This is a genomic window from Nonomuraea sp. NPDC050451 (genome assembly GCF_044458585.1).
Map to the genome: position 1 here is coordinate 159451 of NZ_JBITHZ010000006.1, position 23289 is coordinate 182739.

A 23289-nucleotide genomic window follows, 5' to 3' on the forward strand; every position below is an offset into this window, starting at 1 on the left:
GGGCTTCGCCATGACAACCAAGCAAGTAGCTCTCGGGATGATGTTTGGCGGAGCCGTACTGACTCTGATCGCAGCCCTCTTCCCGCTCATCGACCAGCCGGCCCTGGCGGACCACCTCAGAGCGGGATACCCCGCATACGGACCGGAGGAGATCGGCGGCGCCGTCACCGCGTACACGGTGATCGTGGCCGTGGTGGGAGCAATAGGACTCCTCGGCTGGTTCGCCACTGTCTGGGCGGTCCGCGTGGGCAAGGGCTGGGCCCGCTGGCTGGCGTCCGGGCTGCTCGCGATCGCGGCCGTCATCGCGGTGGCGGGCCTCACCGTCCAGGACGTCAACGGTCAGGTCGGACTCGCGCCACTGGTGGGCTGGATTCAGGTGCTTCCCTGCGTCGCCGGACTCGCAGCAGTGGTGCCGCTGTGGAGAAGGGCGTGATGACGCTTCGGTCCATCGGGCGGTGGGTGTGGTCGCTCAAGCGCTTCATGTACCGGGGCGGGCGGGCCGACGCGGTGATGCGGCTGGCGAACCGTCTCGACGTGATGCTGTATCGGACCGGGTTACTGTCGCCGCGCCGGGCCGCAGTGCTCAAGGTGGCAGGACGCAACAGCGGCAAGCTCACCTCGGTGCCTGTTGCGGTCGCGAAACACCGGGGCGCCGATTACCTCGTGTCGATGCTCGGGCCGGATGCGAACTGGGTGCGAAACGTCCGAGCCGCCGGCGGCCGGGCCGTTCTCGGCCGCCGAGGTCGCGAGATCCCGATCATGCTGGTGCAAGTCCCGCCCGAGCATCGCGCCGAGATCCTCCGCGGCTACCTGGCCATCGCGCCCGGAGCCAGACCCCACCTCGGACTCACTCCGACGGCGCCGCTGTCGGAATTCCGCAAGATCGCCCCCAACCATCCTGTTTTCCGGATCCTCCGGCGCGGGGCGGAGCTGCTCTCATAGTTCGCTTGACAACCCCATACAAGGCACGCCGCCACGCGATACAAGCAGCGCGTCGCAGCCACGAACCCGTGCCGATGAACCGTAGCGCCATGACGGCCTCCACTGCTCCGAACGTGCGCCGGTCATCAAGAGAGGCCACTGAATCGGGTCAGCACGAAGTCAGCACCCGTGCTGACAACACCCATGGTCAACCAGGAACAACAAGAAGCCCCAGACTCCCGGCATACGCCGTGAGCTGGGGCCTGGTCTGCTGTGAAGCATGGTGGACGATACTGGGATTGAACCAGTGACCTCTTCCGTGTCAGGGAAGCGCTCTCCCGCTGAGCTAATCGTCCGTGGAGCTGGAGACGGGATTTGAACCCGTGTGGACGGCTTTGCAGGCCGCTGCCTCGCCTCTCGGCCACTCCAGCGAGTCAAATCTTCTCCCGAGCGGAAGACGGGATTCGAACCCGCGACCCTCACCTTGGCAAGGTGATGCTCTACCACTGAGCCACTTCCGCGTTGCTGCCTCGACAACTCTAGCGCGTCCGCCGACCGGTTGGTTACGTGAAGCGGGCTGTGCGCCTACTTGCGGAGCTGGCGTGCCACGCTCCGCTCCGTGGCGGGCAGGCTGAGGAAGATCTCCAGGATGCGGGTGAGGCGGTGGACCTCGATGCGGTGGAAGGCGGGGCCCTCCGAGCGGGCCAGGAGGAGGGAGAGGGCCAGCGGCGGCAGCGGGGCGTGGATGACGTGCAGCCCCTTCTCGAGGGTGACGGCCGTCGGGCGGGACGGGGTCTCCTCCGGGACGACCAGGTCTTTCGGGGCGCGCCAGCTGGCGTAGACGACGCGCCGATCCGCCGCCGTGGCGGCCCAGTCGGCGCTGAAGAGGACCGGGAGCGAGTCGATGAGCGTGGTGAGTGCCCGGTCGCCGGCCGTGGTGATGTACTTGAGGATCTCCAGCTCAGGGTACGTGCCCGGTGCCTCGCGGGTGGTCCAGATGCCCTCGACCGCCACTCCCTCCACCGTCTCCAGGCTCTTGACCAGCGACTGCCTGGGCGTGCTCTCCGCGCAGAAGATCGTGATGTCGTCGACGGCCGTGCCGGCGCCCCGGTCGAGCACGGTCACCTGCGTGATGTCGGCCCCCGACGCCCCCAGGGCCCTGGTCACCTGTGCGAGTGAACCCGGCTTGTCGGGCAGCGCCACCCGTACACGAAGAAGCATCCATCCCTCCCCTGAAGATGCGAATAACAGCCTATCCGCGAATACCGGTTACGGCCTGACCTGCGCTACAACTGATCGAGTGAAGATTGGGCCGATTGGGGTTTGGCCGCCCGTGGTGCTGGCGCCGATGGCGGGCATCACGAACGCGCCGTTCCGGGTGCTGTGCAGGGAGCAGGGCGCGGGCCTGTTCGTCTGCGAGATGATCACGACGCGCGGGCTGGTCGAGCGTAACCCGAAGACGCTGCGGATGATCAGGTTCGCGGAGTCGGAGCAGCCCAGGAGCATCCAGCTGTACGGGGTGGATCCCGACGTCGTGGGGCGGGCGGCCAAGATGATCGCCGAGGAGGACCTGGCCGATCACATCGACCTCAACTTCGGCTGCCCCGTGCCCAAGGTGACCAGGCGCGGGGGTGGGTCCGCGCTGCCGTACAAGAGGAATCTGCTGCGGCGGATCCTGCGGGAGGCGGTGGCCAACGCGGGGTCGTTGCCCGTGACGATGAAGATGCGCAAGGGGATCGACGACGATCACCTGACGTATCTCGACGCGGGGCGGATCGCGGCCGAGGAGGGTGTCGCGGCGATCGCGCTGCACGCCCGTACGGCCAAGCAGCACTACGGGGGCGTGGCCGACTGGGAGGCCATCGCCCGGCTGAAGGAGGCCGTACCGGAGATCCCCGTGCTCGGGAACGGCGACATCTGGTGCGCCGACGACGCCCTGCGCATGGTGGCGCGTACCGGGTGCGACGGCGTGGTGGTCGGGCGGGGCTGCCTGGGGCGGCCGTGGCTGTTCAAGGATCTGGAGAACGCGTTCAACGGCAGCCCCGAGCGGGCCCGGCCCACGCTCGGCGAGGTCGCCGAGGTGATGGCCAGGCACGCCGAGGGGCTGACCGAGTGCTTCGACATCGAGCGCTACGCCGTCGCCGACTTCCGCAAGCACGTCGGGTGGTATCTGAAGGGGTTCACGGTCGGAAGCGAGCTGCGGCGCGAGCTGGCCACGGCCGAGTCGCTCGACGGGCTGCGAGAAGGGCTGTCGAAGCTGGAGCACGACCAGCCCTGGCCGCCGAACACGGACACGCCTCGGGGGAAGTCGGGGGAGCGGGCCAAGGTGCTGCTGCCGGACGGATGGCTGGACGACCCCTGGGACTGCGTGGTCCCCGACGGCGACGCGGAGTCCGACATCTCCGGCGGTTGAGCCGTCCCGGCGGTCAGCGGATGTTCCGCCTGACCCAGTCGAGGGCCTGGGCGGATGAGGACGGCGCGGTGCGGTGCAGGGTGAGGACGTGGCCGGTGCCGGGGATCACCGTCGCCTCCAAGGGGGCGTTCGGGTACCAACGCTTCTGCTGCGCCTGCAGGGCCGCCGTGCTCGTGCAGTCCGTGGCGCCCTCGCCGCAGAGCAGCCGGTCGTACCGGCCGACCATGATCATGGTGGGTACGCGGATGAGGCGGTTGTCGGAGACGGGCGGGAGGGACTCCAGGAACGTGTCCGGCTCCTTCGTCGCCTCGTCACGGGCGATGACGGCGGGCCGCGCGCCCGGCCGATGGTAGAACCAGTCGCCGCGGGTGCCGGGGCGGGTGGTGTAGTACGCCTCGTCCAACCGGCGCGCGGCCAGGCGCGGGTCCTGGGCGGCCGGGTGGATCGCCGCCGAGAACTCCTCGAAGGCGCGCTCGTTCGGGGTGCTGGACTCGCCGGTCAGGATGATGCCGTCCAGCGCGTCCGGATGGCGGATCTGGACGCCGCGGATGATCGTGGAGCCGACGGAGTTGCCGACGGCGACGACGCGCCTGTACGGCTGCCCGTCGAGCCTGCCCTGACGGGCGGCGAGCACCACCTGGTGGAGCGACGCCTGGTGGCTGTCCGGCCGCATGTCGGCCCCGGACGGCCAGGAGCTGCGTCCGGACCCGAGCCGGTCGACGGCCAGGACGGCGTACCCGCCCCGCACCATGGTCTCGGCGAACGACGGCCCGTCTCCGCCGCGTCGTAGCCAGTAGGACCGGTCGTACGTGCCGCCGGGGACCAGGATCTGGATCGCCTGGGCGGCGCCGCGGGGCCGGCAGAGGGTGCCGGCCATCCGCTGGTCCAGGAGGCCGCCCGCGGTGAGTGGCACGGCCACGGAGATCTGCTCGCAGCGTGGGGGGCCGGAGTCGTCCGCCGCGACTCCCGTCCCGGCCGCCAGTGCCGCGATCACGCTCATGCCTGCGGCCCCGGCTCGCCACTTCGCCGTCATGTTCACACTTCGTCCTCTCGCGCACCGCCGTTGTCGTACGGTGTACCGTACAGCATACGGTACGGCAGGCATGCAGCGATCAGGACGGGAGCGGAGGCAGCCGCGCTCCGCTCGCCACGGCGTGAGGTCGGTTCTAGTGCGGGCCGGTGATCTCGGTGCCGCAGGGGCCGCCGCCCACGGACGTTTCCAGCCGGACGGGTTCGCCCGACATCGTGAGCGTCGGGTAGTACTCGGCGATCCGCTCGGCCGAGCGCCCCACGTAATGGCAGATGAAGCTGCGCCTGAAGCGGTCGGCCGTGCTGTTCGGCTCCGAGCCGTGCACCAGGCTGCCGTTGAAGAACAGCACGTCGCCGGGCTCCATGTCCACCGGCACCTTCGTCAGGCCGGGCGGCGGCGGCACGTACTCCCTGGTGAACGAGATGTCCTGATCAGCCTCCTCCGGGCAGAACAGGTCCATGAGATGCGTCCCCGGCACGACCTCGAGGCCGCCGTTCGCCCGGTCCACCTTGTCGAGCGCCACCCATGCGGCCACGCACGTGCCCGGCTCGACCCGGAGGTAGAAGTTGTCCTGGTGCAGCGCCTGGCCCCTGGCGCCCGGCGGCTTGAAGTAGAACATGCTCTGGGCTGCTATCGGCTCCTCTCCTAGGATGTCGCGGAGAATCGCGGCGATGCGCGTGTCGAGCAGATACCGCAGGGCCAGGTCGTTCACCTGATGGGGGTGCATGATCCGCGGGTAGTCACGGAGGATGTCGTACGGCCGGCCGGGTTCCTGCGGCTGCGGGGCGAAGTGGCCCGGGATCGGCCCCTTGGCGTGCAGCGCCATGAACCCGTCGCGCAGCTCGGCCACCTCTTCCGGGGCGAGGAGACCGGGCACCAGCAAGTACCCCTGATCGTGGAAGTCGTTGAGCCTCATGTTTCCCACGCTAGAGAGCGGGATCGTGGAACGGTATGCCTGTGACCGCTGAGGACATGTCTGTTCCTGCTGCCGAGCTGACGATCGTCGGCCACTACGACAAGGCGCCCGGGTACGCCACGCGCCGTCCCACCGGGTCGCCGAGCTGGCTGCTGCTGTGGACGGAGGCGGGGGCGGGGTTCGTGGCGCAGGGCGGGGCGTCGTTCGAGGTCCGGGCGGGGGACCTGGCGGTGCTCGGGTCCGGGGTGTCGCAGTACTACCGGGTGCTGCCGGGCGCGGAGCGGTGGCGGTTCTGGTGGGTGCACTTCCAGCCCCGTCCCTCGTGGGCGGCCTGGCTGGGGCCTTTTGCCCGGGGTGACGGGTGCCATCTGGTCGGGGGCGTGCCGGCGGGCGTGCACGGGCGGATGGGACTGGCGTTCGAGCGCGCGCTCCAGGACGCCCGATGGGTGCCGGCCGCGTGGGTGCCGGACGCGCCCGTTCCTCCCTCGGCCTCTGCCGACGCGCCCCTCCCCGACGCGCCCGGTCGTGCCGTGGCCCCTGCTGAGGCGTGCCGTTCCGTACCGGCTCCTGCCGAGGCGCGGCTGCCCGCCGTCGTCCTGGCGGGGCCGGCGCGGGAGCTGGTGCTGGGGGCCGTCGAGGAGGCGCTCGTCCTGGCCACCGCGTCCGCGCGGCCCGAGGGGGTGCGGCGGCCGGAGGAGGGCGACGAGCGGGTACGCCGGGTGCTCGCGCTCATCGCCGCCGAGCCCGGCGCGGCCCACTCGGTCGCCTCGCTCGCGCGTGCCGTCGCGCTCTCGCCGTCCCGCTTCGCCCACCTGTTCGCCGCCGAGACCGGGCGCAGCCCGATGCAGGCCGTGCGAGAGGCGCGGGTACGGCACGCCGCGAGCCTGCTGGAGGTGACGGACCTGGACGTGGGGCAGGTGGCGGCGGCGTCCGGCTTCGTCAGCCCGTTCCACTTCAGCCGGGCCTTCAGCCGCCAGTACGGCCTGCCACCCCGCGACTACCGCGCCCGCCTCCGCCCGCACTCCTGATCTACGGCGGGACGCCCGGTTCTGCGCCCGGGGTGATGGGGAGGCGGAGGGAAGCGGGCGGTGGTCGCTGGCGTGGCGCCGTAGCTAGGCGGCGGGTGCGAGGGGTGAAGCGCCGGTGGGGGAGTAGGGCCGCCGAATGGGCGGACGACGTTTGGGTGCAGATGCTGCACCTTCAGGCGAGCGGAACCTTCCGGCGGGGTACGGCCATCGCCGCCCCGAGGGCGATGGCGGCATATCCGCAGGTCACGGTCAGACCCGCCCACGGTGGGAGCGGGTAATAGCCTCCGAGCAGTGACAGGTGCACGTCCACGTGCGCGAACGTGGGGACGCTCTGCGTGATCGCGAACCCGGCGGCAGGGGTGATCATCAGCAGCCATGGCGCCAGGCCCGCGGTCGCCAGCAGGTAGGGCACGACGACCAGCGCGATGGCCAGCCCGATGGCGACGATGCCCCGCTTGACCAGCGCGGCGAGGCCCAGAGCCAGCACGGTGGCGGCCGCGGTCAGCGCCGCGTAGCCGACGATCACCCGCAACTCGGTCACCAGGGTGATCGGCTGAACCGGGTTCTGATTCGCGCGCAACATCGCCAGGCCGACAGGAATCACGACCCCCGAGGCCACCAGCCCCGCCACGAACGCGACCGCGCCGACCACCACGGCCTTGGCCGCCAGCAGCCGCGCCGGATGCGGCTCGGCCGTACCGGTCCCGAGGAGCCCCCGCCGGTGTTCCACCGTGAAGAACGTGACCGCAGCCACGAGCACCGGGATCAGTCCCACGGCCCCGCCGATCAGCATGAGGTCGGCGCGCACACCGCCCTCCACCGTGGCGGGCCCGATGTCACCGCCCCCGGTCACGATGAGCTTGTCGCCGGACTCGACGACCCCGCCCGGGTGATGCGGGGTCTTGCCGTCGGACTCCATGGAGACGCCGACGTCGTCGCGGCGCCACGAACCGTTCGCGCCCTGCAGCGTGATCTGGTCGAAGGTGGCGGTGGCCTGGGCGAAGGCTTTCGCCATGTCCCACAGGACGCCTGGCGAGGTGGCGAACAGCCCGATCTCGACCGTCTCCGGCAGCCCGGTCAGTTCGACTGTGCTGACCTCGGTCCACGTCTTGCCGTCGTCGGACTCGTAGCCGGTGATGGTGTCGCCCGACCTGGTCAGCCGCAGCCACTGGGGGCCATTGTGCGGACCGCCGGCCACGTCGTGGGTGAAGTTGTACTGCATCCGCACGCCGTGATCTCCGGTGAGCATGACGGCGGCGTACGGTGTGCCCTGTTTGAGGCTCTGCCTGACGAGGAGCCCGGCCTTGGCCCACGGCACCACTCCCTCCTTGACGTTGCGCACCCCGGGTACGGCGTCCGGCAGCCGGATCTGCCCGGTCATGTCCGACACGCGGGCGGTGATGCTGCCGTTCCCCTTGAGCGGCTGGTGCACGAAGTAGTACTTGTCCTTCACCGCCGTGCCATCGGGTCCCACCAACGGCGCGGGGCAGGGGCCCTCCCCCTTCCCGGTCACGCAGGTGCTGCGGGCGCCCCCGGCGACCAGCAGTCCGAGCGACACGGTGACCAGCACGGAGGCCGCCATGGCGAGCGCCCAGCCGCGCGCGGTACGGAACTTGGTCCACTCCGCGCGCAGCAACTGAGGGAAACGGTCCTGCCCGGCCCGTCGGCTGGATCGGTAGGGCGTGGATGAACTCATGGCGACGGTTGTACGCGGGACCCGGTTCCAGCACGGTCGCAGCGGCTGCGACCCGGCTGGAACCTGGGATCCGGCATCGTCGAAGGCGGAGGCGGAGGGCGGGCGTCAGCGGGCCACAACCCCGTCAGCGGGTGACGGGGAGGGGGCCCTTGTCGGGGGTGAAGAGCTGGTCGTCGAGGTGGTCGACCGCGTAGTCGATGGCTCCCACCACCACGCACTCGTCCCCCAACGTGGAAGCTCGCACCTCCGGCATCCGCATGCACGTACGCTCCAACCGCTCCCGCAGCCGCCCCAGCAGCACGTCGGAGGAGCGGGAGAAGCCGCCCCCCAGCACCACCATCTGCGGGTCCAGGATGAGCACCATGGCGGCCGTGCCCACCGCGAGGTCGTCCACGTACCGCTCGACGGCGGTGAGCGCCACCGGGTCCCCGTTGCGGGCGGCGGCCAGCGTCCACCCGGCCGCGTCCTCGGGCGGCGTGCCCTCGGGGAGGGACGGGCAGGTGTTGAGGTGCTCGGCGGGGTCGAACCAGCGGGCCTCGGGCAGCATGGAGATCTCCCCGGCCGCCGCCCCGAACCCCCTGTGCACCTTCCCGCCGATGATCAAGCCGGCTCCCATGCGCCGGCCGACGTGCAGGAACACCACGTCCCTGGCGCCCTTGGCCACCCCGCGCCGGGTCTCGGCCATGGCGGCCAGGCGGCTGTCGTTCTCGATGAGGATCTGGCAGGGGAACATCTCGCGCATCTTGCCCGCGAGGTCGAGGTCGCGCCAGGCGGGCACGGCGGCCGAGTAGATGACGCGGCCCTCGACGTCGATCACGCCGACCGTGCCGACCGAGATCATCCACAGGTCGGAGACCGACGTGCGGCTGAGCGCCAGGCAGCCGGAGACGGCGCGCTCGATCGCCGCCAGGCGCTCCTCGATCGGGTCGTCGGGCAGCACCGGCTGCCGGGTCTCGGCGAGGATCTCGCCGTCCAGGTCGGACAGGGCGGCCCGGATGTTGTGACCCCCTATGTCCACCCCGACCAGGTAGCCGCTGTCGGCGCGGAAGCGGTAGCGGCGGGCCGGCCGGCCCATCGTGCCGGGGCTCGGCGGCACCTCCTCCACCCAGCCCAGGCCCATGAGCTCGTCGGTGACCTCCTTCATGGACGGCCTGGACAGGCCGGTGCGCTCGGCGAGCGCCGACAGGGTGAGCGGCCCCGCCCTGCGCAGCTCCCGGATGGCCGTCAGCGAGTTGAGCTGCCGCAGCCGGGACAGGTCGCCGCCGCGAACGTCCGCCATCGCCGTCCTTAAGTAGGTCTCCTCTGTAACCAGAGATTATGCCAGCGATTGACGGCTGTACGCGCCCCCTACATCTCCTGTTACGACGGCAAAAATCCGTCATTGACCCCACCCGAAGGCCGGTGCTACTAATGAAGCGCTCCTTCGTAAGTCGAGAGGATTGAGGATGTCGTTCGAAGACATCGGCGAGATCAGGTGCGGCCCTGGCGAGGCGCGGGTGTTCGAGCACGGCTGGCAGTCGTGGAGCCCCACCGGCGCGTACCGCCTGACGGACACCCCGCCCCGGCCCGCCGATGAAACCATCCAGATCCTCGCCTACCGCCCCGAGACCCCCATCCCCCAGGGGGTGTTCCAGGGCGAGGGGCTGCTGGCCGTCGAGCCCGGAGACGGGTCAGTCGAGCTCTGGTCCGCGCCCAGCCCCCTCCAGGTGCCCTCGATCAGGGCGCGTGAGGAGGGCGGCCGCCTGGTGATCTCCGCCGACGGCCCGGTACGCCACCACCGCGCCGAAGGCGGCCTGGACCGGGCCCTGCGCGACTGGGCGGACACCATGACGGAGAAGCGGACCTTCCCCGCCGTCCCGCCCATGTGGTGCACCTGGTACGGCTACTGGGACAAGGTCACCGACGCCGACGTCATCGAGAACCTCCAGCACTCCGAACGCCTCGGCCTGGGCGCCGACATGTTCCTCGTCGACGACGGCTACGAGGCCGAGATCGGCGACTGGCTGGAGGGACGGCCGGAGTTCGGCTCGCTGGCGCGGGCCGTGGACGCCGTCACGGGCGCCGGGCGGCGGGCCGGGATCTGGACCGCGCCGTTCCTCGTCGGCCACCGCAGCCGGATCTTCCGCGAGCACCCCGACTGGCTGGTCCAGGGCGCGTACGCCGGGCGCATGTGGGACCAGGAGCTGGCCGTGCTCGACGTCACCAACCCGGAGGCGGCCGAGCATCTCGTCGACGTCTTCCGCACGTTCAGGGCCATGGGCATCAGCCACTTCAAGCTCGACTTCATCTACGCGGGAGCCCTCGCGGGCGGGCGGCACGAGGACCTCGACCCGATCGCCGCGTACCGGCGGGGCCTGGAGCTGATCCGCAGGGGCGCGGGCGCGGACGCCACCCTGCACGGGTGCGGCGCGCCCATGCTGCCCAGCATCGGCCTGGTCGACGTCATGCGGGTCAGCCCGGACATCGCGCCCACCCTGCAGCCCAAGTCCGGCGACATCAGCCAGCCGTCCCAGCTCGGGGCCCGGCTCACGGGCGCGGCCCGCGAGTTCCTGCACGCCCGCTGGTGGGTGAACGACCCCGACTGCATCATCCTGCGCCCCGAGGTGGAGGCGCGGGAGGAGTGGGCCGCGCACATCGCCGGCACGGGCGGGCTGCGCGGGTCGAGCGACCCGATCGCGGCGCTGGACGACTGGGGCCTGGAGACGACCCGGCGTCTCATGGTCCCGACGGCGACGGACCCCTCGTGACCAGCCACACCGCGCGCGGCAGCCTGGTGGCGGACGTCAAGCCGGCGAAGGGGCGGCGCAGGCGGGGGAGCGGCTGGCACGCCTACCTCTTCGTCGGCCCCAGCCTGTTCGGGGTGATCGCGTTCCTGCTGCTCCCGATGCTCATCGTGCTCGTTCTCAGCCTCTTCGACTGGGAGCTGCTCTCGTCCCCCGAGTTCGTCGGGCTGGACAACTACCGCCGGCTGGCGGGGGACGGGCAGGCGTGGCACTCGCTCGGGGTGACGGTCGCGTACGTCCTGCTGTGCATCCCGCTCCAGACCGTGCTCGCCCTGACCCTCGCCCTGCTGCTCAACCAGCGCATCAAGGGCGTCAGGTTCTACCGCTCGCTCTTCGTGGTCCCGTGGATGGCCACGCCCATCGTCCTCGCCCTGATCTGGAACTGGATCTTCGACCCCCGCGACGGCGCCATCAACAGCGCGCTCGCCCTGGTCGGCGTCACCGGCCCCGACTGGCTGTCCGACCCCACGTGGGCGCTGCCCGCCGTCGCGCTGGTCAGCATCTGGCAGTACACCGGCTACAACATGCTGTTCTTCCTGGCCGGCCTGCAGGGCATCCCGAAGGAGCTGCACGACGCGGCCGAGACCGACGGCGCGACCCCGGCCCAGCGGTTCTGGCGGGTCACGCTGCCGCTGCTCAACCCCACGATGTTCTTCGTCAGCGTGACGAACCTGATCGGCGCCTTCCAGGTGTTCGACACGGTGTTCGCGATGACGGACGGCGGCCCCAGCCACACCACCGAGGTGCTGAACTTCCGGATCTACCAGACCGCGTTCAAGGAGTTCGACTTCGGCTACGCGGCCACGCTGTCGACGCTGCTCTTCCTGATCATCTTCCTGGTGACGATGGCGCAGGTCAGGTTCTTCGGCAAGCGCACCACCTACGACCTGAGCTGAGAGACCCATGGCCAAGCGAATCCTCCTGTACGCCGTGCTCGCCATCGGTGCGTTCATCTCCGTCTTCCCGTACCTGCTCGTGGTCCTGACCGCGTTCAAGACGCAGGGGCAGCTCAGCGAGACGGCCCCGTGGCTGCCGGGGCTGCCGCCGACCACGGACAACCTGGCCAAGATGCTGGCCGGCGACTTCCCCCGCTACCTGCTCAACACGGCCGTGATGACGGCGCTGCTGACGGCCGGGCAACTGGTGTTCACCACGTTCGCCGCGTACGCGTTCGCCCGGCTCCGGTTCAGGGGCAGGGACGCGCTGTTCTGGCTGTTCGTGGCCACGATGATGGTGCCCAGCGCCGTCACCATGATCCCGCTGTTCCTGATCATGCGGCAGCTGGACCTGGTCAACACCTGGTACGGCCTGCTCGCCCCGTACGTGCTCGGCACCCCGTACGGGATCTTCCTCATGCGGCAGTTCTTCAAGACCCTGCCCGCGGGTCTTGAAGAGGCGGCGCGGATCGACGGGGCGGGCCCGCTGACGATCCTCCTGCGCGTCATGCTCCCGCTCTGCCGCCCGGCGCTCGGCACGCTGGCGATCATCACCGTGATCTCGTCCTGGAACAGCTTCCTCTGGCCGCTGATCATCACCAGCGGCGACGACACCAAGGTCATCACGGTGGCCATCGCCACGCTCAAGCAGGGCATCGGCGTCGACTACAACCTCATGATGGCCGGCAGCCTGATCGCGCTGGTCCCGATGGTGGCCATCTTCATCTTCTTCCAGAAGCACATCGTCAGATCCGTGGTCCTCACAGGTCTCAAGTAAGAAGAGGTCAGCGAATGTTGCGCAACCCCCCGATTCGCTGGGCGCTGCTCGGCGCCGCCCTGCTCGCCCTCACCTCCTGCGGTTCGGGCGGCGGCGGCGAGTCAGATCAGGTCACGTTGACGTACCGGCTCTGGGACGACCAGCAGAAGGTCGGCTACGAGAAGGTCATGGCGGCCTTCGAGAAGGCCAACCCCGGCATCCACGTCAACATCGAACTGCTCCCGTACGACCAGTACTGGACGAAGCTCACCGCCGACGTCGTCGCGGGCACCGCGCCGGACGTGTTCTGGATGACCCCCACCCAGTTCCCCGAGTACGTCACCAAGGGCGTCCTGTCGCCGGTCCAGGTCGACGGGTCGAAGTACCACCAGACCGTCGTCGGCTCCTTCACCTACGAGAACAAGCTCTACGGCGTCCCGAAGGACTGGGGCATCGTCGGCCTGCTCTACAACAAGGACCTGTTCAAGCAGGCCGGCGTCGAGATGCCCGACAAGCTGACCTGGGCCAAGGACGGCACCGGCACCTTCCTCGACACGGCGCGCAAGCTCACCGTGGACGAGGCCGGCAAGCACCCCGGCGACGCGGGCTTCGACCCCGCCAAGGTCAAGACGTACGGCTTCGCCTCCTGGAACCACTACCAGACGCAGTGGATGAACTGGGTCAGCTCGAACGGCGGCAAGCTCGTCGACAAGCCCTTCGGCAAGTACGCCTTCAACGACCCGGCGTCGGTCGAGGCGCTGCAGTTCGGCGTGGACCTGGTCAACAAGCACCACGTCTCCCCGCCCGCCACCCAGACGAACCCGCCCACCGGCAAGGTCACCGACATGTTCAAGGCGGGCAAGGTCGCGATGTTCCCCGCCAACAACGCGCTGCTGCCGTTCGTGGCGCCGGAGGCCACGTTCGAGATGGGCGTCGCGGCCATGCCCGAGGGGCCGCAGGGCCGCTCGGTCAACCTGAACGGCCTGGCCGAGGCCGTCTACGCCAAGAGCAAGCACCCCAAGGAGGCCATGAAGCTGGCCGAATACCTCGGCACCCAGGAGCCGCAGAAGATGATGGCCGACGGCGGCTACGTCTTCCCCGCGCTCAACGGCCTCAGCCAGGGCTACGTCGACCACTGGAAGGCCAAGAAGATCGACGTCACGCCCTTCGAGCAGGAGGCCGCGGGCTCGACCTTCCCGCTGCCGGTCACCACCGGCTTCACCGGCTTCGAGACCAAGCTCAACCAGATCTTCAACGAGATGTACCTCGGCAAGCTCACTCCCAAGGCCGCCGCCGACCAGGCCGTCGCCGAAGGCAACGCCACCGTCAAGTAAAGGACCTCCATGATCACCCGGCGTTCTCTGTTCGCCGGGGGCGCGAGCCTGGGCATTTCCGCCGCACTGGGTGCCGAACCCGTGCGCGCGGCCGTCCGGCGCGCCCCTCTCTCCGACCCCTTCCAGCTCGGCGTCGCCTCGGGCGAGCCCACGCCCGGCGGCGTGGTCCTGTGGACCCGGCTCGCCATGAACCCGGTCGCCCTCGACGGCCTCGGCGGCATGCCGGACCGGCCGGTGCCGGTCCAGTGGCAGCTCGCCAAGGACGAGAACTTCCGGCACGTCGTACGGCGCGGCGTCGAGGTCGCCCGCACTGACGCGGCCCACAGCGTGCACGTCGAGCTCGACGGCCTCCAACCGGGCGCCGAGTACTTCTACCGCTTCAAGGCCGAGGGCGAGATCAGCCCCGCCGGCCGCACCCTCACCGCCCCCGCCCCCGGCACCCGCGGCCGCGCTCTGAACCTGTCGTTCACCTCCTGCGCCGACTACCAGGTGGGCTGGTTCACGCCGTACCGCAGGATGGCCGAGGACCAGCCCGACCTGATCGCCTTCCTCGGCGACTACATCTACGAGTACGGCGACTACAAGTACCCGGTCCGCGACCAGGCCGGCGGCGAGTGCCTCGACCTGGCCGGATACCGGTTACGCCATGCCCAGCACAAGGCCGACCCCGAGTCACAGCTGGCCCACGCCATCGCCCCCTGGGTCGTGGTGTGGGACGACCACGACATCGAGAACGCCTGGGCCGGCGACGTGCCCGAGCAGCCCGACCCGCCGTTCCTCGCGCGCCGGGCCGCCGCCTTCCAGGCGTACTACGAGAACATGCCGCTGCGCCGCGCCCAGAAGCCCAACGGCTCGGCGCTCAAGCTCTACCGCAGCATCCGCTGGGGCGCGGTCGCCAACCTGCACCTGCTCGACACCCGCCAGTACCGCGACCTGTACGCGTGCACCGGCAAGAGCGGCACCGTCGGTCCCGACTGCCTCGACCGCCTGGAGCCGAACCGCACGATCCTGGGCCGCGACCAGGAGGCCTGGCTGGACGGCGAGCTGAAGGGCTCGCGCGCCACCTGGGACCTGCTCGGCCAGCAGGTCTTCCTCATGGAGATGGACTGGACGAACGGCGAGGGCAAGGGCTACTCCAACGAGGGCTGGGACGGCTACGTCGCCTCCCGCAACCGCCTGACGGCCGCCATCGACACCTACAAGCGCAACGCCGTCGTGCTCACCGGCGACGTGCACAGCCACTGGGCCGGCGAGGTCAAGCGCGACTACCAGGACCCGGAGTCGAAGTCCGTGGCCGTCGAGCTGGTGACCACCTCGGTGACGAGCGCCGGCAACGGACTGGACGAATACCCCAACACGCAGGTGCTGCTCAACGAGAACCCGCACGTGAAGTTCTTCAACGGCCGCCGTGGCTACGTGCGCACCAAGCTCACGCAGCAGGAGATGAAGGTCGACTTCCGGTCGCTGTCACGCGTCACGGAGCCGTACGCCCCCGCCTACACCTCCGGCTCCTTCGTCGTCGAGCCGGGCACCGCCAGACTGAACCCCGCCTGACAGGACTCCCATGCGCATCCTCACGGCCGCCGCCGCGGCGGCCCTCCTCGCCGTGCCCTTCGTGCCGTTAGCCGGCACCGCCGAAGCGGCGGCGGGCCCGCCGATGGGCTGGAGCAGCCGCTCGCTCGGCTGCTCGGTCTCTGAGTCGTCGGTACGCAAGGCCGCCGACGCCCTCGTGCCCCTCGTCCCGCTCGGCTACCGGTACGTCATCGTCGACGACTGCTGGCTGGCCACGCAGCGCGCGGGCGGCGCCCTCGCCCCGGACGCCACCCGCTTCCCCGGCGGCGTCAAGGCCCTGGCCGACTACGTCCACGGCAAGGGCATGAAGCTGGGGCTCAGCCTGTCGGCGGGCACCAAGGCGTGCTCCGGCGGCGGCCCCGGCTCGTACAAGAGCGAGGCCGCCGACGCCGAGCAGCTCAAGGGCTGGGGCGTCGACTACGTCAAGTACGACTGGTGCAGCATCCCCACGGCCGACTTCCCCGGCCAGAACGTGCAGCAGATCGCCCAGGTCCTCTATCCGCGCATGCGCCAGGCCCTCGGCGCGGACGTCGTGTTCGCCATGAACAACGAGGACGGCAGCACCGTGCCGTGGCTCTGGGGCAAGGGCGCGGGCGCCACCACCTGGCGGACGAACGTCTACAACCGCCCCATCCCCGACACCTACGCCACGATGGTGGACATCTGGGAGACCAACCAGCTCAGGGCCGAGTACGCGGGCCCGGGCAGCTGGGCCGACCCCGATCTGATCCAGGCCGGGCGCGGCGGGATGACCGAGACCGAGTACCGCGCCCAGTTCACCCTCTGGGCCGTCGGCGCCGCGCCGCTGATCCTGCAGGCCGACCCGGCCGCCGCGCCGCCCTCGGTCGTGGCCAACCCCAAGGTCGTCGCCGTGAACCAGGACTCGCTGGGCGTCCACGGCACGTTCGTCAAGACCGACGGCTGGTACCACGTGCTGTCCAAGCCGCTGGCCAACGGCGACCGGGCCATCGCGCTGTTCAACGAGAGCGACCGGGCGGCCACCATCGCCACCCGGCTCGGCGGTTCGCGTTACCGGGTCGAGGAGCTGTGGAGCGGCGCGGTCGCCTCGTCCAAGGGCGAGCTCTCGGCCCAGGTCCCCGCGCACGGGGCGCTGCTCTACCGGGTGAGCGAGAGCCGCGAGCAGGCGCCGCCGCTGGTGACGTTCGAGGCCGACCCGCCCGCGTTCCTCGGCGACGACCGGCCCTCGGTGCTGGAGCCGGGCAAGGCCGGCGAGATCGTCACCCGGGTCACCAACACCGGGGGCACCGCACGGCTGCGCGACGTCGAGGTCGCGGCCCGCGTACCGGACGGGTGGCAGGTCGCCGCGCGCACGCCCACCAGGGCGAGCCGGCTCGACGGCGGCGAGACGCTCACTGTGAAGTGGGCCGTCACCCCGTCCGCCGGCACGACGCCGGGGAACTACGAGCTCACCTTCACCCAGGGCACGCAGAGCGCCGTGGCGGTCGTGACGGTCGCGACGGTGCCCGGCCCGGGGCGAACCTCCCTCAGCGACGTGGCCTGGACCAGCGCCAAGAACTACTTCGGCCCGGTCGAGAAGGACACCAGCAACGGTGACAAGGCGGCCGGCGACGGCAGGCCGATCACCATCGAGGGCGTCACCTACGCCAAGGGCCTCGGCGCCCACGCGCCCGCCGAGATCGAGTACTACCTCGCCGGGCGCTGCTCGACCGTCGAGTTCCAGGCCGGGATCGACGACGAGGTCGGCGCGGCGGGCTCGGCCGACTTCGAGGTCTGGGCCGACGGCGGCCGGGTCGCCCACTCGGGCGTGCTCACCGGCGCCATGCCCGCCCGCAAGGTCACCGCGTCCGTCGAGGGCGCCAGATATGTCCGGCTGGTCGCGACCAACGGAGGCGACAACGCGACCTCCGACCACGCCGACTTCGCCGACGCCGTTATCACCTGCAAGTAAGGAGTCTGCCGTTGTTGATCGTTCCCAAGCCCGTCAAGCAGGAGCCCAGGCCAGGGGCGTTCGTACTCGACCGCGAGACCTCGCTCGCCGCCGACCCGGCGCTCGGCGAGGTGGCCGCCTGGCTGCGCGGCGAGCTCGCCCCCATCGCCGGTGGCGAGCTGCTGCCGAGGGGCTCGGGAACGATCACCCTGGCGCTCGGCGACCTGCCGCCGGAGGCGTACCGGCTGACCGTCGGCTCCACGGTGGAGATCGTCGCGGGCGGGCCCGCCGGGGCCTTCTACGGGGCGCAGACGTTCAGGCAGCTGCTGCCGCCCGCCGCCTTCAGGAAGGCCGGGGGCGGCCCCTTCGAGGTGCCCGGTGCGTACGTCGAGGACGCGCCCAGGTTCGGGTGGCGCGGGGCCCTCCTCGACGTCGCCCGGCATTTCATGGTCAAGCGGGACGTGCTCCGCTTCATCGACCTGCTGGCCCTGCACAAGCTGAACGTCCTGCACCTGCACCTCACCGACGACCAGGGCTGGCGGGTCGAGATCCGCCGCTACCCGAGGCTGACCGAGGCCGGCTCCTGGCGCAGGGAGAGCCAGACCGGCTGGGACGGCCCCATGGACGGCCGCCCGCACGGCGGCTACTACACCCAGGACGACATCAGGGAGATCGTCGCCTACGCCGCCGCGCGGCACGTGACGGTGGTCCCCGAGATCGACCTGCCCGGCCACACCCAGGCCGCCATCGCCGCCTACCCGGAGCTGGGCAACCTCGACACACCCCTGGAGGTGCGCACGACCTGGGGCGTCGGCCACAACGTGCTCAACGTCGAGGACAGCACGATCAAGTTCTTCCAGAACGTGCTGGACGAGGTGCTCGAGCTGTTCCCCAGCCCGTACGTCGTGCTGGGCGGCGACGAGTGTCGCAAGGACCAGTGGCGGGCCAGCCCAGCGGCGCAGCGGCGCATCGCCGAGCTGGGGCTGCGGGACGAGGAGGAGCTGCAGAGCTGGTTCATCCACCAGTTCGACGCCTACCTGACGGCACGCGGCCGCAGGCTCGTCGGCTGGGACGAGATCCTGGAGGGCGGCCTCGCGCCCGGCGCGGTGGTCGCGTCCTGGCGCGGCGAGCTGGGCGCGGTGACCGCCGCCAGGAGGGGCCACGACGTGATCAACTGCTCGAACACCAGCCTCTACCTGGACTACCGGCAGGGGCCGGGGGAGGAGGAGCCGGTCCCGTTCGGGACGGTGCTGGCGCTGGAGGACGTCTACGCCTTCGAGCCCGTGCCCGCCGACCTGCGCGGCGAACCGGCGGCCGCCCGCGTGCTGGGCGCGCAGTGCTGCCTGTGGACGGAGCTGATCGACTCCGCCCGGCACGCGGACTACATGGCCTTCCCGCGGCTCACGGCCTTCTCCGAGACGGTGTGGAGCTCTCCCGAGCGCGACCTGGCCGACTTCCGCAGGCGGCTGGCGGCGCACCTGCCCCGGCTGGAGGCGATCGGCGTGGAGTACCGGCACGAGGACGGACCGCTGCCCTGGCAGACCCGGCCCGGCGTGCCGGGGCGGCCGGAGGATCCGGAGCGCTGGCAGGCCAAAGTAGACGCCTGGACCAGCAACCTGCGCCGCTAGATCTCCACTGTGCCGATATCCACGGGGCCGCCGCTGCGCCAGTAGACGTTGCCCTCCCTGGACAGCAGCCCCTCGTCCACCAGGTAGCGGCGCAGCGCCGCGTAGTCGTCGTGGAAGGCCCGCAGCGTCACGTTGACGTCCTTCTCCGGGTAGCGCACGCCCGGCTCGAACAGCGTGGCGATGTAGCGCAGCACCACGAGCCGCTTGTCGCGGCGCATCCCCATGGTCGTCAGCCGCCCGTCCACGAGGAACGTGCGCAGCACCCGCTCATCGGCGCTCAGCGCCTGCGCCGGCTCGGCCCGCGCCCGCAGCAGCTCCCTGAACCGCTCGGGCGCGGCCCGCCACTTGCCGCTCTCGTCACACGCCGCCAGGCCGCCGCCGGCCAGCTTGCGCAGCGCCTTGGGGGACAGGTCGTCGGTCTCGCCCAGCACCAGGGAGGCGAAGGTCCGTAACGTGTCGTCCTGAGAGAGCAGGCCGAGCACGCGCCTGAGGTCTTCGTCGTTCACCCCTACCATTTTGTCGCATGATCCCAGCGCTGTTAGTCGCGGTCGCGCTCGCCATCCCGAACAACTTCCTGCTGTACGAGAAGGCCGCCGCCACGAAGGACGACAACCCCGAGACGAGCTGGACGGCCAGCGGCAAGAAGTCCGCCGCCCTGGTCGTCAACCCGTGCCAGAAGGCCAAGCTCGCCCAGCCGGGCCGCGCTCAGGCCAGGACGCTCACCTACACCGCGGTGCCCGACTACTCCAAGTCCGAGCAGGTGATCCTCTACGTGACGGCCGAGGCCGCGGGCAAGGCCCTGCGCGACCTGGGCGCCGCCGTACGCGCCTGCTCCAGGTCCGGCTACCGCTACTCCGCCGTCGCGATGGACCTCGGCGACGAGGGGCTGAAGGTCACCGGCCAGGCCTACCAGGGCAAGAAGGCCGCCGTCGGCGGCGAGCGGGCCATCGTGACCCGCCGCGGGAACGCCCTGGTCCTCTACACCGTGGCCGGCGAGTGGGGCAAGCCCGCCAAGGCCGACTTCAAGCAGCAGACCAGTGACACCAAGCGCATGCTCGCCAAGGTCTGCACCATCGCCGACTGCTGATTGCGGGAAATGTCTCGATCTTGGGACATTGTCATGACACGACTCCGACGTTCCACCGAGGACACTTAATCGACAGGCGTGTGCCGGGGCGCCCTTGCCAGTCCGTTCCGGCACACGGCTTGTCATTTTCTGGGGCTGCATTGGGCTTCGGGGGCAGCCCCAGCGCAGCTTCTAGAGCCTGTTGAGGCCGATCACGTGCAGGACCGCGCGGCCCTCCTCGTCGGAGGCCGCCAGATCCACCTGGGCGTCGATGCCCCAGTCGCCGTCGCCGGCCGGATCCTTGATCGTCTGCCGCACCTTCCAGAGCCCGCTCTCCTCCTCGATCCGCAGCAGCGCGGGCCCGCGCGCGTCGGCGTCGGTGAAGATCTCCTCGTGGTCGGCGTAGTACGCGTCCAGCGCCGCGCCCCAGTCGACGTCGGGAGCCAGCTCCTCCAGCTCCTCCTCCTTCTCGATGGCGCACAGCTCGACCAGCCGGAACATCGCGTTGCGCACCAGCACGCGGAAGGCCCGCGGGTTGGCCGTGACCGGGCGCACCTTGGCCTCCAGCTGGTCCTTCTTCTCCAGCGCCTCGGCCGGGTTGGTGAGCTTCTCCCACTCGTCGATCAGCGAGGAGTCGACCTGGCGGACCAGCTCGCCGAGCCACTCGATCAGATCGACCAGATCGTCGGTCTTGAGGTGCTCGGGCACCGTGCGCGACAGCGTCCGGTAGGCGTCGGCCAGATAGCGCAGCACCGTGCCCTCGGACCTGGCCAGCTCGTAGAACTGGATGTACTCGCTGAACGTCATCGCCCGCTCGTACATGTCACGCACGACGGCCTTCGGGCTGACCGTGTAGTCGCCCACCCACGGGTGCCCGCGCCGGTAGGTCTCGTAGGCCCCGAGCAGCAGGTCCTCCAGCGGCATCGGGTACATGACCTCGGCCAGCTGCTCCATGCGCTCTTCGTACTCGATGCCGTCGGCCTTCATCTGCGCGACCGCCTCGCCGCGCGCCTTCTTCAGCTGCGCCGACAGGATCTGGCGCGGGTCGTCGAGGATCGACTCCACGATCGAGACGATGTCCAGCGCGTACGACGGCGACTCGCGGTCGAGCAGGTCGAACGCGGCCAGCGCGAACGTGGACAGCGCCTGGTTGAGCGCGAAGTCCTCCTGCAGCTCGATCGTCAGCCTGGCCCGCCGTCCCTGCTCGTCGGGCTCGGCGAACTGCTCCACGATGCCGCCCGCCAGCAGCGACCGGTAGATCGCGATGGCCTGGCTGATGTGCCGCCGCTGCCACTTGCGGTCCTCGTGGTTGTCGGTCAGCAGGTGCTTCATCGCCTGGAAGCAGTCGCCCGGCCGGTTGATGACCGCGAGCAGCATCGCGTTGCTGACCTTGAAGCGGGAGTTGAGCGGCTCCGGCTCGGCCTCCTGGAGCTTCTGGAACGTGTCCTCGCTCCAGCCCACGAACCCCTCCGGCGGCTTCTTGCGCGCGTAGCCGCGTCGCCGCTTGGGGTCGTCGCCGATCTTGGCCAGGGCCTTGGCGTTCTCGATGTCGTGCTCGGGGGCCTGGCAGGCGACGTAGCCGATGGTGTCGAACCCGGCCCGGCCCGCGCGGCCCGCGATCTGGTGGAACTCGCGGGCGCGCAGCCGCCGCACCTTGTTGCCGTCGTACTTGGACAGCGCCGTGAACAGCACCGTCCTGATCGGCACGTTGACGCCGACGCCGAGGGTGTCGGTGCCGCAGATGACCTTCAGCAGGCCCGCCTGGGCCAGCCGCTCCACCAGGCGGCGGTACTTCGGCAGCATCCCGGCGTGGTGCACGCCGATGCCGTGGCGCACCAGCCGCGACAGCGCCCGCCCGAACCGGGTCGTGAACCGGAAGCCCCCGATCATCGTGGCGATGGCCTCCTTCTCGGCCTTCGTCGCCATGTTGATGGACATCAGGGCCTGCGCCCGCTCCATCGCCGCCGCCTGCGTGAAGTGCACGACGTAGACCGGCGCCTGGCCGGTCTTGAGCATCTCCTCCAGCGTCTCGTGCAGGGGCGTCATCCGGTAGGAGTAGACCAGCGGCACCGGGCGCTCGGCGTGCTTGACCACGGACGTCGGCCGGCCGGTGCGCCTGGTCAGGTCGCGCTCGAACATCGAGACGTCGCCGAGCGTGGCCGACATCAGGATGAACTGCACGTTGGGCAGCTCCAGAATCGGCACCTGCCACGCCCAGCCGCGGTCGGGCTCGGCGTAGAAGTGGAACTCGTCCATGACGACCTGGCCGATGTCGGCCCCGGCGCCGTCGCGCAGAGCCACGTTCGCCAGGATCTCGGCCGTGCAGCAGATGATCGGCGCGCCCGGGTTGACGCTGGCGTCGCCGGTCATCATGCCGACGTTGTCGGTGCCGAAGATGGCGCACAGGTCGAAGAACTTCTCCGACACCAGAGCCTTGATCGGCGCGGTGTAGAAGGTGCGCTGGTCGCGCGTCAGCGCCGTGAAGTGGGCGCCCGCGGCCACCAGCGACTTGCCCGAGCCGGTCGGGGTGGCCAGGATCAGGTTGCTGCCGGAGACGACCTCGATGAGTGCCTCCTCCTGAGCGGGATAGAGAGTGAGCCCCCGCTCGGAGTTCCACTGGACGAACGCGTCGAAGATCGCGTCCGGGTCGGCGTCGATGTCTTCGGGCAGGCGGTCAAGGAGTAGGCTCACGCTCTCTATCCTGCCGAAGTTTGCCGTGTGGTCGAACCGGTCGGGGCCCCTTATCGCAAGTCGAGCTGAAGCAGCACGGTGTCGATCCAGCGTCCGTGCTTGAATCCGACCGCCCGCAGCCGCCCGGCCTCCTCGAATCCGAACGCCTTGTGCAGCCGGGCCGACGACGGGTTGCCCGAGTCCGCGATCACCGCGATCATCTGGCGGGCGGAGGTCTCACCGGTCTTCTCGATCAGCTCGCCGAGCAGCAGCTTCCCGAGCCCCCGTCCGGTGAAGCCGGGCGCCAGGTAGATCGTGTCCTCGACCGTGTGCCGGTAGGCGGGCTTGGGGCGGTACTGGGAGACGTAGGCGTACCCGGCGACCGCGCCGTCCACCTCGGCCACCAGGAACGGCAGCCCCGCGCCCGCGATGCCGTCCGCCTTGGCCCGCCACTGGTCGAGTCCGAGCGGCGTCTCGTCGAACGTGGCCACGCCGTCGATCACGTAGTGGGCGTAGATGTCGGCGACGGCGGGGAGATCGGCTTCGACGAGGGCGCGGATACTGGTCATGGCCCACATTCTGCGCAACGGCGTGTGACGGCGGTGTTTCGCGCTTCTCACGCTCGGGTCCA

20 protein-coding genes and 3 tRNA genes are annotated in these 23289 nt (G+C 70.3%); 12 read left to right on the forward strand and 11 right to left on the reverse strand.

Annotation, left to right across the window (positions count from 1 at the left end):
* Positions 1-37 precede the first annotated feature (37 nt).
* A complete protein-coding gene (locus tag ACIBI9_RS21560; protein ID WP_397223932.1) occupies positions 38-433 on the forward strand; it encodes a hypothetical protein in 396 nt (131 codons plus the stop codon).
* Entirely contained in the window at positions 418-942 is a 525-nt protein-coding gene (locus ACIBI9_RS21565) for a nitroreductase family deazaflavin-dependent oxidoreductase (RefSeq protein ID WP_397223933.1), read from the forward strand. The genes ACIBI9_RS21560 and ACIBI9_RS21565 overlap by 16 nt, the downstream gene beginning before the upstream one ends.
* Before the next feature lie 260 nt (positions 943-1202).
* Here ACIBI9_RS21565 and ACIBI9_RS21570 read toward each other — a convergent pair.
* The 4 genes from ACIBI9_RS21570 to ACIBI9_RS21585 form a co-directional block, all read right to left on the reverse strand.
* A tRNA-Val gene (locus tag ACIBI9_RS21570) sits at positions 1203-1277 on the reverse strand.
* A 1-nt stretch (position 1278) separates the two neighbouring features.
* Positions 1279-1352: transfer RNA gene (locus ACIBI9_RS21575), tRNA-Cys, on the reverse strand.
* 18 nt (positions 1353-1370) lie between these two features.
* Positions 1371-1442, reverse strand: a tRNA-Gly gene (locus ACIBI9_RS21580).
* A 64-nt stretch (positions 1443-1506) separates the two neighbouring features.
* A complete protein-coding gene (locus ACIBI9_RS21585; protein ID WP_397223934.1) occupies positions 1507-2142 on the reverse strand; it encodes an ACT domain-containing protein in 636 nt (211 codons plus the stop codon).
* A 79-nt stretch (positions 2143-2221) separates the two neighbouring features.
* Between ACIBI9_RS21585 and dusB the strand changes: the two genes are divergently transcribed.
* A complete protein-coding gene (gene dusB / locus ACIBI9_RS21590) occupies positions 2222-3334 on the forward strand; it encodes a tRNA dihydrouridine synthase DusB (protein WP_397223935.1) in 1113 nt (370 codons plus the stop codon).
* 13 nt (positions 3335-3347) lie between these two features.
* Here dusB and ACIBI9_RS21595 read toward each other — a convergent pair whose 3' ends face one another.
* Complete coding sequence (locus ACIBI9_RS21595; protein WP_397224189.1) at positions 3348-4367, reverse strand: alpha/beta hydrolase; 1020 nt, start codon at positions 4365-4367, stop codon at positions 3348-3350.
* Between the two features lie 133 nt (positions 4368-4500).
* Complete coding sequence (locus ACIBI9_RS21600) at positions 4501-5280, reverse strand: phytanoyl-CoA dioxygenase family protein (protein WP_397223936.1); 780 nt, start codon at positions 5278-5280, stop codon at positions 4501-4503.
* Positions 5281-5336: 56 nt separating this feature from the next.
* On the opposite strand from ACIBI9_RS21600, the gene ACIBI9_RS21605 reads away from it, so the two are divergent.
* Positions 5337-6308 carry a helix-turn-helix domain-containing protein gene (locus tag ACIBI9_RS21605; RefSeq protein ID WP_397223937.1) on the forward strand — a complete coding sequence of 324 codons (972 nt, stop codon included), beginning with the start codon at positions 5337-5339 and terminating at the stop codon, positions 6306-6308.
* Positions 6309-6480: 172 nt separating this feature from the next.
* On the opposite strand, the gene ACIBI9_RS21610 is transcribed toward ACIBI9_RS21605, so the two are convergent.
* Together ACIBI9_RS21610 and ACIBI9_RS21615 are read right to left on the reverse strand one after the other, a co-directional pair.
* Positions 6481-8004: a hypothetical protein gene (locus tag ACIBI9_RS21610; protein ID WP_397223938.1), complete on the reverse strand. Its 1524-nt coding sequence runs from the start codon at positions 8002-8004 to the stop codon at positions 6481-6483.
* Positions 8005-8128: 124 nt separating this feature from the next.
* Positions 8129-9283 carry an ROK family protein gene (locus ACIBI9_RS21615; RefSeq protein WP_397223939.1) on the reverse strand — a complete coding sequence of 385 codons (1155 nt, stop codon included), beginning with the start codon at positions 9281-9283 and terminating at the stop codon, positions 8129-8131.
* A 166-nt stretch (positions 9284-9449) separates the two neighbouring features.
* Here ACIBI9_RS21615 and ACIBI9_RS21620 point away from each other — a divergent pair, with 166 nt between their 5' ends.
* The 7 genes from ACIBI9_RS21620 to ACIBI9_RS21650 are packed head-to-tail and all read left to right on the forward strand — an operon-like array spanning position 9450 to position 18922.
* A complete protein-coding gene (locus tag ACIBI9_RS21620; protein ID WP_397223940.1) occupies positions 9450-10751 on the forward strand; it encodes a glycoside hydrolase family 36 protein in 1302 nt (433 codons plus the stop codon).
* On the forward strand, positions 10748-11683 hold the full coding sequence (locus ACIBI9_RS21625; protein WP_397223941.1) for a carbohydrate ABC transporter permease: 936 nt from the start codon (positions 10748-10750) through the stop codon (positions 11681-11683). The genes ACIBI9_RS21620 and ACIBI9_RS21625 overlap by 4 nt, the downstream gene beginning before the upstream one ends.
* Positions 11684-11690: 7 nt before the next feature.
* Positions 11691-12500, forward strand: coding sequence for a carbohydrate ABC transporter permease (locus ACIBI9_RS21630; RefSeq protein WP_397223942.1), 810 nt, complete (start codon positions 11691-11693; stop codon positions 12498-12500).
* 14 nt (positions 12501-12514) lie between these two features.
* Positions 12515-13813 (forward strand): ABC transporter substrate-binding protein, encoded by a 1299-nt coding sequence (locus ACIBI9_RS21635; protein ID WP_397223943.1) that lies wholly within the window; start codon positions 12515-12517, stop codon positions 13811-13813.
* A 9-nt stretch (positions 13814-13822) separates the two neighbouring features.
* Positions 13823-15367, forward strand: a complete 1545-nt coding sequence (locus tag ACIBI9_RS21640; RefSeq protein ID WP_397223944.1) for an alkaline phosphatase D family protein — start codon at positions 13823-13825, stop codon at positions 15365-15367.
* A 10-nt stretch (positions 15368-15377) separates the two neighbouring features.
* Positions 15378-17315 carry an NPCBM/NEW2 domain-containing protein gene (locus ACIBI9_RS21645; protein WP_397223945.1) on the forward strand — a complete coding sequence of 646 codons (1938 nt, stop codon included), beginning with the start codon at positions 15378-15380 and terminating at the stop codon, positions 17313-17315.
* 5 nt (positions 17316-17320) lie between these two features.
* On the forward strand, positions 17321-18922 hold the full coding sequence (locus ACIBI9_RS21650; RefSeq protein WP_397224190.1) for a beta-N-acetylhexosaminidase: 1602 nt from the start codon (positions 17321-17323) through the stop codon (positions 18920-18922).
* Here ACIBI9_RS21650 and ACIBI9_RS21655 read toward each other — a convergent pair.
* On the reverse strand, positions 18919-19437 hold the full coding sequence (locus tag ACIBI9_RS21655; RefSeq protein WP_394501483.1) for a DUF2087 domain-containing protein: 519 nt from the start codon (positions 19435-19437) through the stop codon (positions 18919-18921). The two genes, ACIBI9_RS21650 and ACIBI9_RS21655, sit on opposite strands and share 4 nt — an antisense overlap.
* A gap of 8 nt (positions 19438-19445) precedes the next feature.
* Here ACIBI9_RS21655 and ACIBI9_RS21660 point away from each other — a divergent pair, with 8 nt between their 5' ends.
* Positions 19446-20009 carry a hypothetical protein gene (locus ACIBI9_RS21660; protein WP_397223946.1) on the forward strand — a complete coding sequence of 188 codons (564 nt, stop codon included), beginning with the start codon at positions 19446-19448 and terminating at the stop codon, positions 20007-20009.
* Positions 20010-20180: 171 nt separating this feature from the next.
* Here ACIBI9_RS21660 and ACIBI9_RS21665 read toward each other — a convergent pair whose 3' ends face one another.
* Complete coding sequence (locus ACIBI9_RS21665) at positions 20181-22688, reverse strand: DEAD/DEAH box helicase (RefSeq protein WP_397224191.1); 2508 nt, start codon at positions 22686-22688, stop codon at positions 20181-20183.
* A 41-nt stretch (positions 22689-22729) separates the two neighbouring features.
* Positions 22730-23227, reverse strand: coding sequence for a GNAT family N-acetyltransferase (locus ACIBI9_RS21670; protein ID WP_397223947.1), 498 nt, complete (start codon positions 23225-23227; stop codon positions 22730-22732).
* Positions 23228-23289 lie beyond the last annotated feature (62 nt).